General features: G+C 33.6%; 25 protein-coding genes and 1 other RNA gene. 18 read left to right on the forward strand and 8 right to left on the reverse strand.

The features are described from left to right. Positions 1-16: 16 nt before the first annotated feature. Positions 17-295, reverse strand: coding sequence for a peptidylprolyl isomerase (locus tag BM088_RS02070; protein WP_091979393.1), 279 nt, complete (start codon positions 293-295; stop codon positions 17-19). Positions 296-403: 108 nt separating this feature from the next. Continuing rightward, a complete protein-coding gene (locus tag BM088_RS02075) occupies positions 404-2,662 on the reverse strand; it encodes a hypothetical protein (protein WP_342742220.1) in 2,259 nt (752 codons plus the stop codon). A gap of 273 nt (positions 2,663-2,935) precedes the next feature. Here BM088_RS02075 and BM088_RS02080 point away from each other — a divergent pair, with 273 nt between their 5' ends. Next, complete coding sequence (locus BM088_RS02080; protein WP_091979395.1) at positions 2,936-3,358, forward strand: GNAT family N-acetyltransferase; 423 nt, start codon at positions 2,936-2,938, stop codon at positions 3,356-3,358. A gap of 695 nt (positions 3,359-4,053) precedes the next feature. Beyond that, positions 4,054-4,257, forward strand: coding sequence for a cold-shock protein (locus tag BM088_RS02085; RefSeq protein WP_091979397.1), 204 nt, complete (start codon positions 4,054-4,056; stop codon positions 4,255-4,257). Between the two features lie 500 nt (positions 4,258-4,757). Here the strand turns inward: BM088_RS02085 and BM088_RS27095 are convergent, their stop codons facing one another. Further along, positions 4,758-4,928: a hypothetical protein gene (locus tag BM088_RS27095; protein ID WP_177207928.1), complete on the reverse strand. Its 171-nt coding sequence runs from the start codon at positions 4,926-4,928 to the stop codon at positions 4,758-4,760. A gap of 780 nt (positions 4,929-5,708) precedes the next feature. On the opposite strand from BM088_RS27095, the gene BM088_RS02090 reads away from it, so the two are divergent. Further along, the gene (locus BM088_RS02090) at positions 5,709-6,587 is read left to right on the forward strand and encodes a hypothetical protein (RefSeq protein WP_091979399.1); all 879 of its coding nucleotides are present in this window, start codon (positions 5,709-5,711) and stop codon (positions 6,585-6,587) included. Positions 6,588-6,602: 15 nt separating this feature from the next. Next, entirely contained in the window at positions 6,603-6,884 is a 282-nt protein-coding gene (locus BM088_RS02095; protein WP_091979401.1) for a hypothetical protein, read from the forward strand. A gap of 213 nt (positions 6,885-7,097) precedes the next feature. Here BM088_RS02095 and BM088_RS02100 read toward each other — a convergent pair whose 3' ends face one another. Then, a complete protein-coding gene (locus BM088_RS02100; RefSeq protein WP_091979403.1) occupies positions 7,098-8,108 on the reverse strand; it encodes a phage integrase in 1,011 nt (336 codons plus the stop codon). A gap of 87 nt (positions 8,109-8,195) precedes the next feature. On the opposite strand from BM088_RS02100, the gene BM088_RS02105 reads away from it, so the two are divergent. Genes BM088_RS02105 through BM088_RS02125 form a run of 5 tightly spaced genes read left to right on the forward strand, consistent with a single transcriptional unit; the run spans position 8,196 to position 10,361 of the window. Next, positions 8,196-8,399, forward strand: coding sequence for a hypothetical protein (locus BM088_RS02105; RefSeq protein ID WP_091979405.1), 204 nt, complete (start codon positions 8,196-8,198; stop codon positions 8,397-8,399). Further along, positions 8,399-8,923, forward strand: coding sequence for a hypothetical protein (locus tag BM088_RS02110; protein ID WP_091979407.1), 525 nt, complete (start codon positions 8,399-8,401; stop codon positions 8,921-8,923). The genes BM088_RS02105 and BM088_RS02110 overlap by 1 nt, the downstream gene beginning before the upstream one ends. Continuing rightward, positions 8,896-9,180 (forward strand): hypothetical protein, encoded by a 285-nt coding sequence (locus tag BM088_RS02115; protein WP_143085024.1) that lies wholly within the window; start codon positions 8,896-8,898, stop codon positions 9,178-9,180. Before BM088_RS02110 ends, BM088_RS02115 begins: the two co-directional genes overlap by 28 nt. Before the next feature lie 15 nt (positions 9,181-9,195). After that, positions 9,196-9,876, forward strand: coding sequence for a DUF2726 domain-containing protein (locus BM088_RS27640; RefSeq protein ID WP_091979411.1), 681 nt, complete (start codon positions 9,196-9,198; stop codon positions 9,874-9,876). An 11-nt stretch (positions 9,877-9,887) separates the two neighbouring features. After that, positions 9,888-10,361, forward strand: coding sequence for a hypothetical protein (locus BM088_RS02125; RefSeq protein ID WP_091979413.1), 474 nt, complete (start codon positions 9,888-9,890; stop codon positions 10,359-10,361). Positions 10,362-10,472: 111 nt separating this feature from the next. Here BM088_RS02125 and BM088_RS02130 read toward each other — a convergent pair whose 3' ends face one another. Together BM088_RS02130 and BM088_RS02135 are read right to left on the reverse strand one after the other, a co-directional pair. After that, on the reverse strand, positions 10,473-11,228 hold the full coding sequence (locus tag BM088_RS02130) for a phospholipase D family protein (RefSeq protein ID WP_091979414.1): 756 nt from the start codon (positions 11,226-11,228) through the stop codon (positions 10,473-10,475). 56 nt (positions 11,229-11,284) lie between these two features. Further along, a complete protein-coding gene (locus BM088_RS02135; RefSeq protein WP_091979416.1) occupies positions 11,285-11,695 on the reverse strand; it encodes a hypothetical protein in 411 nt (136 codons plus the stop codon). A 107-nt stretch (positions 11,696-11,802) separates the two neighbouring features. Here BM088_RS02135 and BM088_RS02140 point away from each other — a divergent pair, with 107 nt between their 5' ends. The 9 genes from BM088_RS02140 (at position 11,803) to BM088_RS02180 (ending at position 18,619) form a co-directional block, all read left to right on the forward strand. Continuing rightward, entirely contained in the window at positions 11,803-12,039 is a 237-nt protein-coding gene (locus BM088_RS02140; RefSeq protein WP_091979418.1) for a hypothetical protein, read from the forward strand. A 33-nt stretch (positions 12,040-12,072) separates the two neighbouring features. After that, positions 12,073-12,354: a hypothetical protein gene (locus BM088_RS02145; RefSeq protein ID WP_091979420.1), complete on the forward strand. Its 282-nt coding sequence runs from the start codon at positions 12,073-12,075 to the stop codon at positions 12,352-12,354. Beyond that, the gene (locus BM088_RS02150) at positions 12,354-14,558 is read left to right on the forward strand and encodes a replication endonuclease (protein ID WP_091979422.1); all 2,205 of its coding nucleotides are present in this window, start codon (positions 12,354-12,356) and stop codon (positions 14,556-14,558) included. Before BM088_RS02145 ends, BM088_RS02150 begins: the two co-directional genes overlap by 1 nt. Before the next feature lie 63 nt (positions 14,559-14,621). Further along, entirely contained in the window at positions 14,622-14,930 is a 309-nt protein-coding gene (locus BM088_RS02155; RefSeq protein WP_091979424.1) for a hypothetical protein, read from the forward strand. 90 nt (positions 14,931-15,020) lie between these two features. After that, complete coding sequence (locus tag BM088_RS02160) at positions 15,021-15,251, forward strand: hypothetical protein (RefSeq protein ID WP_091979426.1); 231 nt, start codon at positions 15,021-15,023, stop codon at positions 15,249-15,251. A gap of 16 nt (positions 15,252-15,267) precedes the next feature. Further along, positions 15,268-15,492, forward strand: coding sequence for a major capsid protein (locus BM088_RS02165; RefSeq protein ID WP_091979429.1), 225 nt, complete (start codon positions 15,268-15,270; stop codon positions 15,490-15,492). A 109-nt stretch (positions 15,493-15,601) separates the two neighbouring features. Further along, on the forward strand, positions 15,602-17,089 hold the full coding sequence (locus BM088_RS02170) for a hypothetical protein (protein ID WP_091979433.1): 1,488 nt from the start codon (positions 15,602-15,604) through the stop codon (positions 17,087-17,089). Next, complete coding sequence (locus BM088_RS02175) at positions 17,082-17,393, forward strand: DUF2523 family protein (protein ID WP_091979435.1); 312 nt, start codon at positions 17,082-17,084, stop codon at positions 17,391-17,393. Before BM088_RS02170 ends, BM088_RS02175 begins: the two co-directional genes overlap by 8 nt. Next, positions 17,393-18,619: a zonular occludens toxin domain-containing protein gene (locus BM088_RS02180; RefSeq protein WP_091979438.1), complete on the forward strand. Its 1,227-nt coding sequence runs from the start codon at positions 17,393-17,395 to the stop codon at positions 18,617-18,619. Before BM088_RS02175 ends, BM088_RS02180 begins: the two co-directional genes overlap by 1 nt. 764 nt (positions 18,620-19,383) lie before the next feature. On the opposite strand, the gene ssrA is transcribed toward BM088_RS02180, so the two are convergent. Next, positions 19,384-19,738, reverse strand: a transfer-messenger RNA (tmRNA) gene (gene ssrA / locus BM088_RS02185). A 259-nt stretch (positions 19,739-19,997) separates the two neighbouring features. After that, positions 19,998-20,408: a type 2 periplasmic-binding domain-containing protein gene (locus BM088_RS02190; protein WP_091979440.1), complete on the reverse strand. Its 411-nt coding sequence runs from the start codon at positions 20,406-20,408 to the stop codon at positions 19,998-20,000. Between the last annotated feature and the right edge of the window lie 8 nt (positions 20,409-20,416).

The following is a 20,416-nucleotide window of genomic DNA, read 5'->3' on the forward strand; positions in this document are numbered from 1 at the left end:
TAGTCCGCAAGTTAGGTTAAGTGCGATATAAAGTTTTAATTACATGCCAACCAAATTTTGTTTTAACTAAATGAGGGGTTAAAACCTCTTTGGTGAATACCACTTTATCAAATTGCGGTACCATAGTACCTTTTCTAAACTCACCTAAACTCCCTCCTTTTTTACCTGACGGACAAGATGAATATTTTTTTGCTAAGACATGAAATTTAGCGCCTTTATTTAACTGTTTGATAATATCTTCTGCTTGCTCTTTATGTTTGACTAAAATATGTAAAGCTGATGCTGTATGTGCCATGTTAACCTCAAAAAAATTATTAGTAGAATTATACCATGGCTCAAATTAATATGTTTTTAATTAACTATGAGTAAGCTGCTTTTGAAAATAGCATACCCATAGATACTGTTATTCGGAATTATCTTTTGGGTTAGGTTTTGTTTTTTTTGTCATTTTTTTACTTAAACTAATAGATTGATTTAATGAAATTACTTTTGTTTTACTAATACGATAACGATATATCTCTCGTAAATAATGTATCGATTTTTTAACGCTATCAGAAGTTAAGCGAATGTCATTTATAGATGTGAACTTTTCTTCTTCACGAACAAGTTCTCTGTATTTTTTTTCGTACATAGGTTTTATAGCATACCAATTTGTATCGAGAATTTTTGCTGGGTTTTCAAATTCATTAAGCATAGCATCAAGTTTGGCTTCATCCAGTTTTGGAGATTGAATGAAGTCAATAATGGCACTATCTATTGAGTCATCAAATTTATATTCTTCTTTGGCAAAACAACGTTTAATATAAGCAACAATAAGGGTTAAAAAGTCATCACTTAAACAAGGGCTTTTTGCGATTAAAGTAGTTAACGATAAATTTGCAGATGCTCCAATAACAAGGGCATAACGTTTTAAAGTCGTATTCGGGAATAAGTTACTGAGATGTTTTTTGAGTTTATTTAAATCTAAATAAGATAATTTGTAGTCTTTTGGTAAAGAAATAATGGAAACAATTGATGAACAGTTTTTGAAAAAGTGTAAATCTCTTATGCTTTTGTAGTCATAATTAGAATCTTTGTAGCTTTTCATTATTTCTCTATAACTTTCGGACTCAATTGGCAGCAAGCTAATGCCTTCAATTGCTTGTGTACTTTTATTAAAGTGCGGTAAGTCGATAGATCTGTAAAATAAATCATCTATATCTAGTTGTATATCCCCCTTAGCAGTATCACTTATTGCAGGGCTACCAATAACAACTGATTCGGCGTATGCAATGCCAACAGGGCCTGCTAAGCTCATAAATAAATCATTAGCATCTAATCGAATTGTTTCACCAATATCTATACCTGCACGATGAAAATAATTATCATCGTAATCGGTCGTAACTGCTTGTGCTGTTAAAATATTAAAGATTTGCTGGCTGATGTACTGATTTGCATATTTCTCCATAGTGTTAACGTCTATGTGTTTTATATTACCATCAGTATCACTTTGATCAGCATACCGCATGATGTCATTTGATATTAACATCATGGCATTCCAAGGCCGAATACGGTGGTGAGACTTATTTATATTGTCTTCTTCATTTTCTATATTGTATGAAAAGTCCCACTCTTCGGCTAAATATTTACAAAGTAAGCGCCCTGCATTGATATGCAATGCTTCAGACATCTCAATACTTGGATCATTGATATTAGGTAGTACACAAATACCACTGGTGAATATAGGTTCAAAAACAAAGGATTGGCTTTGCATTGAAAGTTCTTTTTCTGAGCGTATATCAAATGTTTTACTCATATAGGAATATTGCTGCGCAAGGCCAAACTCCGAAGCCATACCTGAACCAGTTCCCCCTCCAGCACTAAAAATATAAAAATATAACCTTGATTGATTTGCTTTAATACCACACGAATCAATTAAATAGGAATGTATAAATTTCCAATCTGAATTATTGAATTGAGCGGTATCTTTATTGAGTATTAATTTAGCTAAATATTGTCCTAAAATCGGAGCGTTACCTGCACCACCAGCATGGATTTCTGATAAATCCATTACTTTGAGCTTGTTATAATCGGCTAAAAAATTCTGGTCAAATTTTTGTGAAGAAAACCTGATCCTACCCTCTATATCTTTATCTAAATCGCCCAACATAACGAGGGGTTCAATTAAGAAAACGGGTTTATTCGTTTTTTGATGTTCAAGTTTCAAGCTACGTTTTAACCACTTTACAGACTTAACTTCATGCTCTTTTTTATTATTCATCGCATTATGAAATTCATTTAGGTAGTAGTTTCTTGCGCTGTGCACTAATGCTGCAACATCTAACGCAATATTAGAACCACAACGACCTAAACCAATTAAACAAACAGAAGGGAAGTTAGGGACTTTTTTTTCACTTTCTTCGAGATCTAATGGAGCTGGATAAACATCATTTCTTAAAGTATCTAAATTATTCAAAATTCTTGATAAATCTTTTTCAGTGAAATACATGTAAGGGTCATCATTTTTTTCGATTTTAGCGTCTATATCTGTATTTTTTTTTGGTTTTTTTACTATGATATCGAAGTCATCACTTGCCTCAGTTTGAAGAGCTTGGTGAGTTTGTTTAGACGTTTGAGCTTGGGATAAATTAGTTTGATATTTTTGAGGTTTTTTAGGAAGCATCAAGTTCTCCGTTGATGTAATTTTTCAGAGTAGTCAATTTAAATATAGGAGAGATTTAAAAAAGATCGATTAAATAATGAAAAGTCATATTTTAATTATAAAATGACTTGTATGTTGTCTGGCATAAATAAATTTATTTTTGTGTGTATGTCACTAATTGAATCCTTTAAAATAAAGTGAGTATAGTCAGTTAGATACGAGTGTAGGCCTTAATGATAGCGGCATATATCAATAAAAATAGCTACAAGAAATTTATTTTTTACGAGAGAGAAAATGAAAATTAGAACTATTCAATGGGATGAAACCTTACCAGTAAGACATACTGTTTTATGGCCTAATAAACCCGCTTCATTTTGTAAAGTTGAAGGTGATGAAAAAGCAAATCACTATGGTGTTTACTTAAATAATAAGTTAGTTAGTGTCGCTTCAGTTTATATAAATGGCTGCATTGCTAGGCTAAGAAAGTTTGCAACTTTGATGGAATTCCAAGGCAAAGGTCTTGGAACTAAGCTTATTGCATATATCTTGGATGAAATGAAAATAACCGGAATAAAATGTTTTTGGTGTGATGCACGTAAAACTGCTGTTGGATTTTATAAAAAATTTGGCATGGAACAACAAGGTACTGAATTCTATAAATCAGGTATACCGTATTTCAAGATGGAGCTTCAACTTGATAAACCTATAACCTCATGAATATATAATATGTTAAATATTTATATACAGGTATATTATTTAGAATTGGCTATGAATGATGAGTAATCACTAAAAACCTTGTATGAAACTAGAGATGAAATAAATGCCCAAATTGAGTGGTTTACTAACATACTAAAAGAACGACGGATCTTCTTAGCTACGCAGTCATTGATATTTTAGAATGAAAAATGGAAAATTTGTTGGGCATTGGAATGTAGAATAAACCGTGCCAGAGAAGCAAAAGAATGACAATGTAATGTTTTAAAAATGAGTACAAAACGGTATAGTAAGTTATGCCATCAGAAAATTACAATTCATGAACTTTTCAAAAAACATAAAATTATATTTCTGTTATTTTTAGCTGTAAAAAAGTTTGAAATTTTCATATATATACATAGCAACCGAATGTTGATAAATACGAAGTTGAATATATACTAAGTTATTGTGTGAAAAGAACTGAAGTCGCAATCTGCTCTAATTAGGGAAATAGTTAAGTCGTAACTTATTCATATTTTAAAGGCTTGAAGGTCAAGTATGAAATCTAGCAGATAAAAAGCATTGTTAACCGAACGCCTACACTGGCAATGCTTAAAGTTTAAACATTAAATAGCCGGCATAAAAAATTAAAGCTAGTCTTGTAATGGTGATAGCGAGAGTAGTCATTTTTAGTTCACCTAATAATAAAGAGTAAGAATATGAGTACTGGTACAGTAAAATGGTTTAATGCAGACAAAGGTTTTGGTTTTATTACTCCTGAAGACGGTAGTAAAGATTTGTTTGTTCACCACTCTGAAATTCAAGTTGACGGCTATAAAACACTTGATGAAGGCCAAAAGGTTGAGTATGTAGTGGGTGAAGGACAAAAAGGCCCATGTGCAACGAATGTTAAGCCTCTTTAATCAGCTAAGCTGTATTAAAAAAGATTAACATGGGTAAATTGCGGTTGGCTTTTTTGAACTTTTAATTTAAATGTATTCAACTGTAATTTACCTTTTATTTGAGTATTAGATTTTTTGAATTACTCACTTTGATAGAATGAAAGTAACACCTCAAGATACACAAAATTCAATCATATTTAAGTCAGTAGAAAATACAGCAGATAAAGTTTTCACTTGTTGTTCTAGCCTCTGAAATAGCTAAGTATTTATATAAATATTGACAATGAATGACTCAGGTCGAAGTACTTTTTCATTAGTCAGTTTTGAGTAAGCCTTTTTTAAATTACAATTTTTATAGTGAAACCTAGAAAAACGAATGTAATAAAAAGGCAGTAAAGATAAAATCTTGGCAGCCTTTTTTATAGTTTTCGTTTTTTTATTACTTGTTACATTTTGTATTACTACGGTTTTATGTTGTGAAATGGTATCTAAGCTGAAGCAGTCTAATAAAAATTTATTATTTAGCAGCCATTATTTGAAATACAATATTTAGTCGGAGAACAAAAAACCTCACCATTAAGACTGAAGTTAGGCCTTTGTGCACCACCGATCTGTGCAGTCATATCCTGTGGTAATGTTTTATTGTCTTTTGAAAGGTTTTTAAGTTTCTTTTTATTTAAGTTAAGTGTCATTTTTATATCCTTATTATTATTGGATGTTTATTAATTTTAATTTCATAATTCATGGCGTTTACAATCTGCAAACCCAATAAAGGTACTTCCCATAAAGCTATAAGTCAAAAAAATATTGTCAAGCTTGACTGCGTTTACCGATAAATGCCGTCGCTACGTAGATTAGAAATACGTATACTGTGTTGAACTAGTAGCTCATATTTGCATCACTATGCTCTTCACATAACCCTGTATTTTTCTCTAATGGTTTGCAGTTTTTTAGTTGCAGGATTTTAAATCTACAACTGAATTATACCTTTACGTGGGTTGTAAATTTTCACTTTGGATGTTTTGTGAATGTTGGTGGGTGTTGGAAACAGCTTTCCTGTTAAATGTTGCTGGTTAAGCTGTTGGTTTTAATTGGTTTGAGCTGCTTTTACTAAGTTACTTTGTCAGAAGACGGTTTAATCAATGTGTGCAAAATGATAAAAAAAGTAAAAAGGTAAGCTGTTGCTCTTAAAACAACAGCTTATCTTAATGTGGTGGAGCTGGGGGGATTTGAACCCCCGTCCGGAAAGCGTCGATTATATCTATACCATTGTAAAAACAATGACTTGCATATAAATCAATGCCTTGCGTTTTAGTGGTGTATAGTACAACCCTATAAAATCTAGTCGTTGTGGATGTTTTGTGGATGCTTTCGGGTTGCACTGTTTTCTTCAGTATAAATATCTTGACTCTAATTTGGAGACAGAATAGAGTGTCCTTTTTTAAAGTATATACACTAAAAAGGAATTTAAAATGTTAAAAAGACTCTTATTACTTTCAAGCTTTATGCTAATTCAACCGGTTTCAGCGTATACATCAGATCTTGTTATTTGTAATGACTGTTCATTGAGTCAATCAATGAATGCTGCAAAGTACAGTGTTGTTTCTAAGAGATCATCAGACATTATCGTTGCCGATATTAAAAATGAAAATGTCATTAAGTTTAAAGTATTTAAAACTACTGATGAATATGGTGAGCCTTCAATCACTGCACGGCAGATTTCACCCACTTCTGATGAAATACATGATATAGGTGTAATATACCAATATAGACGAGATTTAGTTGATTTAATGGTGGAAATGACAAGTATGCCTGGTTTAGGTATGCCAGGCACCACTCCACCATCAAAGTCTCGTACAGGATATATTTATACAGGAACCTTACGCGCTAAAGGAAATCCATTGGATTTTATAACAACAGCAGCCATTCAAAATGACCTATATGACTATTACTTTGCTAAAACTACCTCGCTTATTGATAGAGTGACACAGAATATATTCAATGCCATTAAAATCCCAGGTGCATATGAGTTGGATGCATATCTTGATATCGAATTCTACGCAGATTCCTTAATGGAAGTTCCAAACGGAACAGCACAAGTTACATTTAATCCTGCTAGCAGGCAATTTAAAATATTATCATCGAGAGACAAAGATAATAATACAATACCGACTACCATAGCAGAACTAGCATCAAATGATTACAGGTTTTCAAGTAATGATTCTGCGAACCGATTTAACAATTATGTTCAAAAGTTTACTAAAAAGGAGGGCGGACCGGCCATTCAATGCACACCGACCCGAGTATCTACAACAGGGTTAGGTTTTATATTTTATTATAATTGTAAATAGAGTAGAGGTTAAAAAATGAAATTATATCCATATTCAAAAATACAAACTGAAAACTTAAAACCCCTATTGTTTATATCAAGACTTTTAGGAGCTGGTAGTTATATCCTAATAGTAGCAGCCTTGGCAATGTTTCCTGCTTGGATATACATGGACTTTATTGCAATAGACCCTGGCAATAGTAAGCTGCAAGGGATTTTAATAATTGCAGCAACGTTGTTTTCTATGGCTATACTCGTCTCACTAGTAAGTAGCCTTTTCGTCGCATTTATAAAATGGGAAAATACAAAACCAACATAAAAGGTTCGTATGAAAATACAGTTCTTTTCAGGCTTTTAAGTTAACTGTTGAATAAGCGGGTAACAACTATCTTCCACTAAATCAGGTTAATTGATTATAGTGGAGGATTTTCAACTGCTAAATGCCGATGACCGAACTCGCGAATATTCTTTGCTGCTGTCAGCCAATATTGAATATTTCTAAAATCTAATTTCTGTTTATCTAAACATTATCTTAATCAAGGTGCATATCTTTAGAATGTTCTGAAAGAGGGTTAAGTCTTATAGCATCTTCTAAATGTGATGGTGCAAAGTGGGCATATCGCATTGTTTCGTCTATTTTAGCATGGCCTAAAATGCGCTGTAATACAATTATATTTCCCCCATTCATCATAAAATGACTAGCAAATGTATGTCTTAAAACATGGCTGCATTGACCTTCAGGTAATTCAATACTTGTCTTCTTAATGACACGTTCAAATGCCTTTCTACAATCACTAAATAATGGACCTGATTTTTTAGGTATTTGATTATACATTTCTTCTGATATAGGTATTGTTCTGCGTTTTTTACCTTTAGTGTTTACGAAAGTAATTTTATATTCATTACCAGTTTTAATAACATTACTGCCTTTTAAATTACACGCTTCACTAATGCGGCAGCCAGTTGATAAACAAATTAATGAAACAATATGAACGTGTTTATTAGTTGAGTTTTTTAATTCTATCTCTAGTTCTTCAATGTCGGTGTGGCTTAAAAATGCTAATTCAGTTTCTTGTAATTTTATAAGTTTGATTGATGCTAGGGGATTTGGGTATTTTAAATCGCCCATTTCAATTAATTTATTGTATAGACCACGAATGAAAGTTAAGTCATTATTAGCTGTTTTAGGTTTAGTAGTTTTGAGTCGTTCACCTCTATATTTTGTGTATTCAATTGCTGTTAATTTTGATGCAACAGGATCCCCCAAGCCTTTACAAATTAACTCTAATTTAGCTTTCATTTTATCAGGGTTTGCTAGAGTTCTACCATGACACTCAAACCAGATAGGTATTAATTGGGATAGTTTTCTTTTGTCGTCTTTTTCTCCGTTCCAAGGTTTATTTTGTGCCTCGGCCAAAATCAAGTTTTGGTAGCGGGTTGCTTCTGACTTTGTACTGAATTTTTTCTGTATCCGTTTTTTATCACGGCCCCAAGGTCTTATATCTAAGAAATATTTTCCGTCAGATAGCTTTGTAATAGACATAATTTCAGTTCCGTCTCTTGATTGGGGTCATTGTTTCCACATAAGGTGCATGGTATATTATTGCAATATTGTTAATAAGGGAATGTTATGCAAATTAATTCTAATCAACCTACTTCATTAAACCTAACTAATTCTAGTTCAATACAGAAACAAAAAGCTGAAGTTGTTAAGGCCGAAGTGCAAACTTCCGGTAGCGTCACAATAAGTAAAGAAGCGCTAGAGTTGATTAGCGGTGGTGATATTACACCTATGCGTGGCGGTGGTGTTGTTGTGATTCCACAGCAAAAGTAATGATTGATTTTAGTATATTTAATAATTACGACTTTGGACTTTTTATAGAGAACTTCATTACCATTTTATTTGTGATTACTTTGTTTTTAGTTTTTTATCGATATAAAAATGAAGCATCCTTAAAAGTTGGTATTTCTGTTTATTCTATTTCTTATGTATTAAGTAATTTTGCTTTTAACTTATTAGAAACTTTACCTTCGGGGAAGCTTGTAGGGCCTGAATTCTATTATTTACAGTGGGCTATGTATGAGGCTTTAACGATAATTTTTTGTTTTATGTTTCATTTAACCAAAAGGTTAAGAAGTCATAATGCACTGGTTTGGATATATCGTTTATCAAGTATCAATATAGTGTCGTGTTTATATATGCACTATTTGGTTATGGTTTTAAGAGAGCCTAATAATTGGTTTTACTCTGTTTATTCGGTAACAGTTAATGCTACAGCATTAATGATAGTTGCAATGTTTGCGTTCAATTTTAAATGGAGTTTTAGTGAGTGGTTTTTGAAGTCCCGTTTGTCTTAGTTGTTTGCCTTGTTGCAATCGTTATAGCGTTAAAGGTAAGGGTGATTGAGCGTGTTGACGATACAGAAGTTAAAGAAATATCGTTACCAGAGCTTGCAGAATTATTATTAAAAGAGCTTTACGAAATAAATGAAATGCCTGTTGATATACGTAAAGAGAAGAAAGATGATTGGACTGCTCGTTATAATTTGTATATTGAAAGAAAGCTGAAAACACGTATATCTGATGAAGATAAAGTTTTAAAGGTTGTTAAGTAGACTTAAGGAGAAGTTGTGGATTTTATTGTTTTAATATTAGTTGTTTTTGCTCTGTTCATATTTTTGAAGTTTAAAGTCAAAAACTATCAACCTATTGAAAAAGAAGAGCCTTTATATCGAAAATTAGATGCTTTATTTACGCCCGCAGAAAGATCATTTCTTGGAGTTTTAAATCATGCTATAGATGAAAAAACGGTTGTCTTTGGTAAGGTACGCGTAGCCGATGTAATTACTCCTGAAAGAGGAGCTACAAGGAGAAAATGGCAAATAGCTTTTAATAAAATATCAGCAAAGCACTTTGATTTTATTCTGTGTAATAAAGATGACTTATCTGTCCTTTGTGCTATTGAGCTTGATGATCGGTCTCACAATAGTAAGAAGCAAAAGTCACGAGATGCCTTTTTAGAGGGGGCCTGTAAATCTGCGAGCTTTCCACTAATTCGAGTTCCAGCAAAAGTCTCATATAGTGTTGTAGATATTCGAGAAAAGATAACTTCGTATATGATCGAAAATGAGGTTAGTAATGTTGATATTAGTCCTGAAACTCCAAAAGAGTCAGGTAATAAAGCTTGCCCTAAATGTTCATCTGAAATGACTGTTAAGATTGCTAAAAAAGGAAAGGCTATAGGTAATGAGTTTTGGGCATGTAGCGCATTTCCAAAGTGTAGATATATTGAATCGAGTAATACTACATAACAGAGGTTTTTATGGAGCGAAATCAAGTTACACCCAAGAGCTTTATATTTAGAGAGATCATCTGTTCATTATTACTAGGTGGTATTCCCTGTATTTTAATGCTTCAGGATTCTGGTGTAGTGGGATTAGTTATTTTTCTTAAATCAATGGTTCCACCAAATGTATTAAGTTATTATCTTTGTTTTTTAGTTTTGAGTCATTTTATATTTTGGTTTTTGAATTGTTATTTTTATTCGCCTATTAATTCAATTTCTCAACTTAAAACTAGGTTACATCAAATTTCAGATCAAATTGGATTTAGTTTGATTGGAGTTTATCGGGTAATTGCAGGTGCTTTATTAATAGCACCACCTTCAATGGTTATAGTTGAACCAACATTTAACAACTTTATATTTTTGGGTGCTTGTTATTTCTTATCAATATCCTCTATTGCGATATCTTGTTACTTGTCTTATTGGCAATCTAAAACAGTTACTGGTATATAAACCTTGAAAATAGGGGGAGGTTAGGTTCTATAAAACTGGCTAAATTTTTCATTATTTCCAAGAGTTACTGAACCTTTAAGTTGTTAGTTTAATTCAAGTTTATTATAATGATTAACTGCCAATATCTGTATCTTCAGGCCAAATAAAATAAGGGCCAAAACGTTTACTGTATTTAAATTCACCACCAATACTTTTGCCTTCATCGGTTAAAGAATATTTATCATCTTTGTGTGTTAAATAGCCTGTAGAAACGAGTGCTAACATTAAATCAGCCGTTTTTAGTTTTAGTTTTTGTGCTAATTTAGAAGATGTTAATTTTGCTGTTTTACCTTCACCTTTATTTTGAACTTCACTATTTTCAACCTCATTACTTTGGGTTTTCTTAGTTTCGATTGATTTTTTAGCCTCAATCGGCTGCTCTACTTTCTCAAGAGACACTTTTACTTCATCACTAATTCTAATAATACGTTGTGCTTCTTCGTAAGCATCTTTGTATGTATCAGGGTCTTCATCTCTCGTGATATGAATACCCATTTCATTATTATTAACCTGGCTAAATTCATATAAATTTAAGCTAGTTATAATGCAAGAGTTTTCATTTAAGTAGCATTTTGCATGTAGGTTTTTACAAAAACTCGTTCTAACAAAAGAGAGTTCATTAAGCCAATTAATTTCGTTTGGGTGTAAATCACTTTTACCGTAGATAATACGAATATCAATTTTTAATCGGTTTTTATCTTCTAGTAACTCTTTAATACGATCGTTTAGCCTTAAAAATGGACTAATTAAAATTAAACGGTCTGATGTGTTTTTTATTAGTTCTTCGAGGTAATAGTTAGTTGCACTCGTATTTAGAAATTTAGCCATAATGTTTATCCTTAAATATAGATTCCCTATCCATGTGATGTTTTATGGTGGGACTATTAAATTACTTTTTTATCTTTGATAATTTTTTTATCTTTTGATATTTCTACAAGATCTTCTAAGTTCTTTGCAAATAATGATGCTATTGCAGGCATTATTTCAGTTTGATAGTCAGGTAATAAATCTAGTTCCCAGCATTCATAGAATGACTCTTTTAAATTATTTATTAGTTCAGAGCGGTTGACAGTTGTTGGTGTGCCTTTCTCACCAATATCGAATAACAACCAGTCCATACTTACATTTTTTTCTTCACATGCCTGAACACATTGTGGATATGGAATTGAGTTCTTTTTAATCATTTGTCCACTCCACGCTCTATTTTTATCAAATTTTATTGAAATTTGAGCTGGGTTGTCACAACCGTATAAAAGCATAAGTTTTTCAAATACTTGCGCGCAGTTTATGTTCAATGTAATTACCTGTATTACAACTAGGTATTTAAAAAATCACTTGACGTAATATTTTATATTACTTAGTCTTCGTTTCGTTAGCTTCAATTAGACAGTGAGATATTAACATGACAACACTAAATTTATCCATTCCTGCACCTATTTTGACCTTTGAGGCGTATGCCCAATTAACAGGTGAAAAGACCAGAGATATTATAAACGCTGTTGCTGTAGGCAAACTGCCAGTTTATATACCACCTCACCCTCCAACTCAAAACACTGCAAGAGTCAAAAAGTACATAAACGTTTTAGCAATTTATATTGCTGCTGCTGAATCTGCAAATATCGAATTAAATATAGCTTAAGCAATATTAAATATCTGTTTAGAGGGTTTTTATATGACATCACGTGATTTAACAATTCAAAAAGGTAGGTTTGATTTTACGTTTTCGTTGATTGAGCAAAATAATGAGATCTCTTATTTGGTTGTTATTTCTTTTGATGGTGAAGAAGTTAATCAGATCCCTTTTAATCGCATTTCTCCATGTTCACCTTTTTTATACTTACTTCAAAAAGGCCATAAAGTTTGTACGTTACCGTTTGTTGATTTAGAAGTTGAACGTTTTAGGTTGTGGAGTTGGAATCTAGTTTCTGAAGCAATGCAAAAGAGGGTTTATTAATGTCTTCTTTAGCTTTGGAACCTGTACTTAATGATAGTGATAAGAATCAGGCTTTTTTAAATCGTTTCTTAAAATCAAAAAATAAGAAAATAGTTAAAAATGACCGTTTAAAAGAAAAGCGTTCTTTGAATATATCGTCAAAAAAAGAAGTTAATAATTACAGTGTAACTAATGTTGAAAATTTAAGCTCTGAGCAAAGGGCTATTAACGAACATATATTCCCTGTTGTTGCTGCAAGTGAGATTACGAGTAATTTACCCGCACCTTTTAAAGCTAAGTATTTATATAAAACACGTCAATTTGATTTTGATGATACCTTTGAAGATTGTGAAACTTTACGTTTAAACATATTTTCACGTCATACATCACTATCGGTCATGCTGGCCAATGGCTATAAACAACTTCATAAGTTTATTGGATATCAAGAAGCAGTTGATAGATTAAAGGTTGCTGATGATTCATTATCGTTATTCGACATTAAGTTAAGTTCTGATGATAGTCAGTTATGTGATATTTCAGACGATAAAGCTAGAGCGTGTCGTTTAAAGGTTGAGAACCTAGGTTGCTCATATAAAACGTTATTAGTCATTGAAGACTATGTAAATCGTTACACTTTTCAAATGCCTGATTTTGATAGACGTTATTTTGAGGCTGAACCTTTTAAACGTGCAATGTTACCAGTTCAAGTTAAAGATTATTCAATGCGGTGTTTAGAAGGATGTTTGAATCGTGTTTCTGATCCAATTTGGTGGCGCAGACAATTACGTTCAAAGCAGGGTGTTGTTGTTGAACAAATTGCCAGAGATTTAAGACTGGTTCATAAAAAAGCATCGCCTTATGTTTCTAACCAAACTATTTACACCAGACGATTACGTAAAGCTAAGAATGAGAAAGTTTTATCTAATTTGTTTTTACTTGGCGAACATCAAAGCCCTTTTGATGAATTAGAAACTTTACAGTCAATATGTGAAAAATCTCATACATCTGGTTATCAGCAAGCTTGTGAATTAATGGTGAGAATGCGCGGTACAGAAGAGCTTTCTCAAATGGTAGGTCATGTTGCCGATTTCAATACAATTACATGTCCAAGTCGTTTTCATGCTGTTAATGCTAAAGGTATACCTAATAAAAAATATCAATATTTATCGGCTCAAGATGCACAAGCATATTTAAATAATGTGTGGCGTTTAGCGCGTGCTCAGTTTTCAAAAGCAAAATTAAAACCGTATGGCTTTAGAGTGGTAGAACCCCATCATGATGGTTGCCCGCATTGGCATATGCTGATGTTTGCCCCTAAAGAAGATATGCCAAAAATAAGAAAAATTTTAAAAGATTTAGCCCTTCGTGATTCACCTGAAGAAGTTAAGCGCAATTCAGATATTCGTTTTAAATCAATTCAAATAGATTCTAAGCAAGGTAGTGCTGTTGGTTACATTGCTAAGTACATCACTAAGGCAATTACAGGTGCAAATATTGACACTGTAACAGATACCTTAGCGGGTGAAATTAATATTAAACCTGCTGATGCTGCTGAAAGTGCGCGTGAATGGGCTGGTAATAATAAGTTTAGACAATTCGACCCTTTTGGTTTGCCGTCGGTAACAGTGTGGCGTGAAATGAGACGTTTAGGGATAGGTGCAAAAGGACAGTGTGAGGTTGCAAACGCTATGAATAAATCAGTTGATTCGATTGGAAATTTTGCTTTAGAAAAAGTACGTCAAGCGGCTGATAGTTCAGATTGGGCCGCGTTTGTTATTGCTATGGGTGGTGTTCAGGTTAAGCGTAAAGACCAAGCCGTTCGTATTCATTATCAGATACCAGATTTAGTAGACACAATTACAGGTGAAGTTAGTCGTGCTGAGGGGATGAGCCCTTTTTATGCTACCAAATATGGTGACTCACCATCTAACAGAATTTTGGGTGTTGCTTGGGACAATGTTTTAGTGATTACCCGTAAAGCTGGCACAAAAATAATGTCTGAAAAAGAAATTAAAGGGCAGCAGAAAATCATGTCTGGTGTACGTCATTTCTTTGAAGATTGGGAAGATAGAGATTTATATTTACGACCTGATCCAGTAGAGCAAGCATGGCTCGAATCTATATCAATTCCTGACCAAGGTAATCGTTGCTGGTACATAGACTACGAAGCTTTGGAGGAAGGTTTTATGAGTGACGAAGTCGCGAACTTGGACTTGTGTCATTAAGTGTAACCGAAGGTATTTAGTAAAGTTTTAACAATAAAATTTAAATTAAAAAAGGAAAATATTATGGCTTCAATTGAAGGTGCAGTATCAGACGTACAACTTATTAATAAAGAATTTGATGGTAAGACTACAACCAGTGGGCTTTTTAAATTGCAAACACATAACCCGTCTGATTATTGGGAAATAAAAATTAGCCCTGAACAAGTGCAGTCGGGTGTTTTAAATGAGTTAAAGAAATTTGAAACAGATCCAAATAACCCATGGAGCGCTCGACCTGTTTTAATCAATGTTGGTAAAAAAGAGTCTGTTTTTAATGGTCAGAAGTTTTTTAGCTTTGTATTGCATTCAATCGCAACGCAAAAGCAAAAATAATTATGAATTGGCTAATTTTATTAGCTGTTCTAATAGCAATCGTGTGGGTGTTAAGTTTTTTTAATTCCTTCATTTAGGAAAAATAAATAAATGTCCCTTTGCATAAGTATTGATAATAACGGAAATGTCATAAATAAACCTGAAACGATTTCACAATGTCAGGACTTTATATTGATGTCTCCTAATGATTTTAATGCAAATGCGGCGGGGCAATTTGACCCTTTGGCCTATGACACTGGTTTTAGTGGTGTTATAGAAATGTTCGTTGCTGGGATAGGTATCGGCGTTATCTTGGCTTTATTAAACAAACTTCGTCGTTAATTAAAAGAGAATGAAAATGAAAAATGTATTAAAAGCAAAATTAGCAAAAACAAGTAAGTTCTTATCTGGTGTAGCTTTAACTGTGGGGGCGGGTCTTGCTCATGCTATTGATACGACAAAAGTTGGTGCGTCTATCACCGCTGCTGAAACAGATGCGTTAACAACAGGTGAGTTTGTTATTGGTTCAGTTGCATCACTTGTGGTAATTGGCTTAATTATCGGGATAGTTCGTAAAATCTAATGGCATCATTAATGTTTGGTGCGCTGTGTGGTGCATCATTCATTATCGGAATATTTTTAGGTTTTTTTGTGACCCGATGATGAAAATAATAACAATAGGAGCGCATACAATGCGAATTAAAATAGCACTTACATGTGCTTTTTTTATGCCTTTTTTTAGTTATTCGTATCTTGATATGAATGATTTAAGAGAGCCGTTTCATGATGTTGTCAAGACTTATGATTGTGTTTGGGACGGTCGAAACATTGGGCGAGTTCTTAGTTTATCAGCATGTACAAAACAGGACTCAGCTTTTCTTTCCGCCATCGGTGATGAATGTGGTGAGGTGATTCGATTTTTTAGCGGTGGCGAGACTAGCACTTTATTTGATTACAAAAAAGGGAATTTCGGTGGTCCAAATAATTCTTGCTACATATCAACTAAGTTAAATAAAATTATTGAACTGACGAATCCAGAGGAGACAACATCTAGTGTTTGCCCCAATTCACATCCGTTTCCTGTTGTTGTTAATTCTCAGGATAAATGCGCTAAAAATTCGGAAGAGAATAACAATGATGACTCATGCCCTGACCTTAATGGTTTTGATGTTCCAGACCTTGCTTTTAGTGCTGGTGATGATACAACTATATGTTTTCCAAACCCGAGTGGCTCTGGTAATGCTTGCTCTTATACTTCTGATAATGGTGTATTTCAATTGCCGCCGTCTTTGGCTTCTGCTGAGAATGTGAATTGTGAAACGGGAGAGCCTGAGCTTCCTTATGAAAACCCCAATGACACTGATACGCCTGATGAGGATGGTTGTGTAATAAAAACTGGTCAAAAGTATTGTGAAGCTCAAGAAGAAGATAATTGTAAGTTTGTAAATGCGGCTGTTAATTATGATTCTGTACTTGAGTGTAATAATAGCTGTGGTGATATTAATGGTAAATTTTATTGTCCAAAGGATACGGGAACTGACCCCATTCCTGATATAAATGATAATTGTACCGATGAAGTTTTTAGGCTTGCCAATCCTACTTTTTGTTCAGAAAAATCAGATGAAACAGACAAAAATGAAGATGGTAAAGTTGATAATACTGATGTTGTTGAAGGGTTGAACACGGGTAATCAATTGGCTGAGTCTACATTGTCAGAAATTAAAAAAGGTAATGCAGACCAAGTTGCAGAGCAAAAGAAGTTAAATGAAAAGTCCTTTGCTAACAATCAGTTATTGTCGTCTTTAAATAGTAAGGTTTCTGAAACTAATGGTTTACTTGAAAAGATAAATGACAAATTAAATGAATCATCTGATGTTAATAGTGAAAAAGGTTCTTTTGATGTTTCTACAGCACAATCAGAATTAGACGAATTAAAATCAAAATACCAAACGACAATGAGCGGTATAAAAACCGAAGCGTCAAATTTAGTTAAAGAGTTAAATGCAGGTGGGGGCGGTTTTAATTCTTGTCATGATTTAATTTCAATGAATGGTAAAACACACACGCGATGTCTTGACCAGTTTTCAGATGAAATGATACCGATTTCAAATGGTATTTTATTGTTTTTTACTATCTTGGCTGGATTTGTTGTTTTAGGTGGGGTGTCTAAAAATGTTTGATATGATTCAAGGGATTTATGAATTTTTTACAACTGGTATCTATGATTTTGTCGTTGAAGCTTATGCGTGGGTGATTATCAAAATTGCAGCTTTTCAGCTCAAGGCGACTATAGCTTCAATTGAATTTGCATGGGATATTGCTAAGGAAATTATCACGCAGCTAAATATCAGTGCTGAAATGCAAGTTGCTTTAGAGCGCCTTCCGCCCGACGTGGTAAGTAAGCTTAATTTCTTTAATGTTATTAATGGTTTGAATTTATTGTTGAATGCATTTGTTACTCGATTTGTCATGAGGTTTATCTAATGGGAATGAAAATACATCATGGCCCTGATGGAACTTATAAAACGTCTGGCGCTATTAAAGATGACATTTTACCAGTGATTAAATCAGGTCGAACTTTAGTGACTAATATCCGTGGGTTCTCTAGAGAAAAGGCCCTTAAAGTACTTGGTAAGAAGTTTGTCCACAAAGATTTTAAAGTTATTTTTGTTGATACTGAGCAACAACCAGGGCGCGATAAATTAGCGCGCTTTTTTCATTGGGCACCCAAGGGCGCTTTCTTTGTAATTGATGAAGTGCAAAGAATTTTTAAACCAAAATGGAATGCTAAAGATATTCAAGAATTAAATTATATTGGTGGTCCTGAACAAGCGGCCATTGATGACAGACCTGAAGATATGGACACAGCATGGGATATGCAGCGTCATTATAATTGGGATTTTGTGTTTACAACAACGTCAATAACTAAAGTTAGAGCTGAAATGAAAGATATGGCAAAAGTTGCTATTCGTCATTACAACTTAGGTATTTGGCGCTTTTACAAAACGGTGGAGCATGCAACAGATTCAAGAGGAACAAGTAAATCAAGCCAAGGTACAGTTAAGTTTTTTAACTGGGTTCCGAAGAAAATATTTGCGCTTTATAGCTCAACGAAAACAGGAGCTTTTACAAATTCAGAGCCTCGAACACCTTTCTACAAAGACCCTAAAATACTTGGTTTACTTGTTGTTCTGGCTTGTCTTTGGTCTTACATTTTGTCTAAACCTGCTCCCAAGGTGCTTGGGGGTCATAGGCAAGATGACGCTATATCTGTTCAGCAAGGTAGCGAACCTATACAGAAGGTTTCTTCATCCAGTAATAGTGATGCTGTTCAGCGTGGTAATAGTCAGGTTGTTAATAATGACAGTGTCACTTTATCTAACCAGCTCATTGATAAAAATCCTCATTTAGATCCATACCATGCAATTTTAAAAAATGCTTACATAACAGGTTCATCATTTTCAATTAGAGAAAAGAATTATGCTTTTAATTCTGATATTGATGGAGTTGAATATTCGTTTAACTCAATGGATTTAAGAGAGCTTGGTTATTATGTAAAGCCTATAAAACCCTGTAAAGCTAAGTTAATTTTTAATGGTCGTTCATCTTTTGTTTATTGTTCTTATAAGAATTCTTTTCTTGACGTTATCGCCGATAATCAACAAGCGACTGAGCGAGTACCAACGGGAACGCAGCGAACAGCGAGTTGATAGAGGTGAATTATGAGTGAATTTATATTATGTATTATTTTAAATAGTGTATTGAGTATGTTTTTGTTTGTATGGGTAGTTAGAACGATATTAAAAACAAAATAACATTATATATCAACAGTTTAGGTCTGGTTCTCGGTAGTGCTGGACATATATACAGTGCAGTATCAAAACAGAAATAGTGGTTAAAAGTAATTTAATTACCCTAAATCTACATATATTTTAATAGCCCATAATTGAGATTATGAAAATAATTTCAATGAACGGGCATATTAATGAGGTGAACGGGTATCTTGTTTTTAATAGAGGAATCAGTATCTTGCACTCAATGCCGTAGGCATATAAGCGAAGCGAAACCAGCAGGGTGGAGTTGTTCTCTTATGATGACAGGGCCATTGAAAACAGTGTGAAAAAACAGATTTTTTCCCCCTCTTAATTAGCCAGTCTTTTGACCTTAGTCTTTTGAACTTATAAAACAGAGCGAAGCGATATCATTTTAATGTTTTGAATTTAATCTTTTTCTTATGTTTTGAATTTGTTTTTCTCTTGTTTATATCTTTGTATTTTCCCTTATCTTATCCCCTGTGTTTTCTCTAATGGTTTTGCAACTTCTTAGTTGCAGGATTTTAAATCTAAAACTGAATTGTACTTTATATATGGATTGTAAATTTTTAGTGTGGATGTTTTGTGGATGTTAATTGGCGGTAGAAACAAAGCAGGCGGTTAAGATTTAACTTAACCGCCTGTTTTATAACAACTTAATGTGGTGGAGCTGGGGGGATTTGAACCCCCGTCCGGAAAGCGTCGACCTTCGGTACTACATGTTTAGTATCGTCATTTAATTAACCTTTAAGTCTCGGACGTACACGATAAGCAAAGGCGAGGCCGCTTAGTTTTAGCGCTTCAACCCCGGCCAGGGTTTCCATCGCGATCTCAATGTAGGGTGACACTCCGGATCCCAGTCCACGAGAATACTTGGGAGGAGCGCTAGCGGCCTAAGCTGCTAGAGAGTAAGAATCGTCGTTTGCGATTACTTTAATTGCGGCTTTTTTACGAGGCCAGCCGCACCTCGACATGCACCTAAGGCTTCTTGAATCCCGTCGAATCCTAATCAGCCCCTGAAATCTGTTTTAGTTAAGGTTATTTATAATAAAATTTATTTAAAATAAAAGTTTAACTATTTTCTAACGTTGAAATAAACTTCAGTTTATTGACTATAACTGCTGGTTTGCAGCTATTAAGGTAAGTATACAAGAAGGAGCGAGTTCCGTACAAGGCTTTATTTTGTTTGAGTATCTTAGATGCTGGATTTATATGCAGTTGAGTAAAAAAACATTAAAACTAAAAGCTTGTTTTAATGTTTTTTATTTTATTCTGTTTAGTAAGTATGAACTACTTTTACACTCCCATCGGCAGAACCTGCACTAACAAAACCTATTGTGTTTGGATTGGTTGACACCATTTTAATAACATCAGCATCGTTACTGAGTTCTTTTGGTGGTGTACCTTTTCCTGTAAATACAAGTTTTGACCAATATGCTTTTAATTGACTTGAGGATTTCTTTAAAGCCTTTTTATTAAACTCTGTTGTTGTAGCTGAACTTGATTTTTGGCTAAGAGGAACAGCTTTACTGCCATCGCCAAATGATTTTGCTTTGCCAGTAAAAATTTTAGTTATGGCTGCTGCATCAACGGTATTGCTATTTGAAGGATGAACGATTACAGCGACATTTGCAAAAGTTGAAGTCGCAAAAATTAATAGAGTCATCACTAGTGTATATGCTTTCATTGTAACTC

Origin of the sequence: Pseudoalteromonas denitrificans DSM 6059 (genome assembly GCF_900112265.1) — a bacterium.
In the GTDB taxonomy this organism is placed as follows: Bacteria; Pseudomonadota; Gammaproteobacteria; order Enterobacterales; family Alteromonadaceae; genus Pseudoalteromonas; species Pseudoalteromonas denitrificans.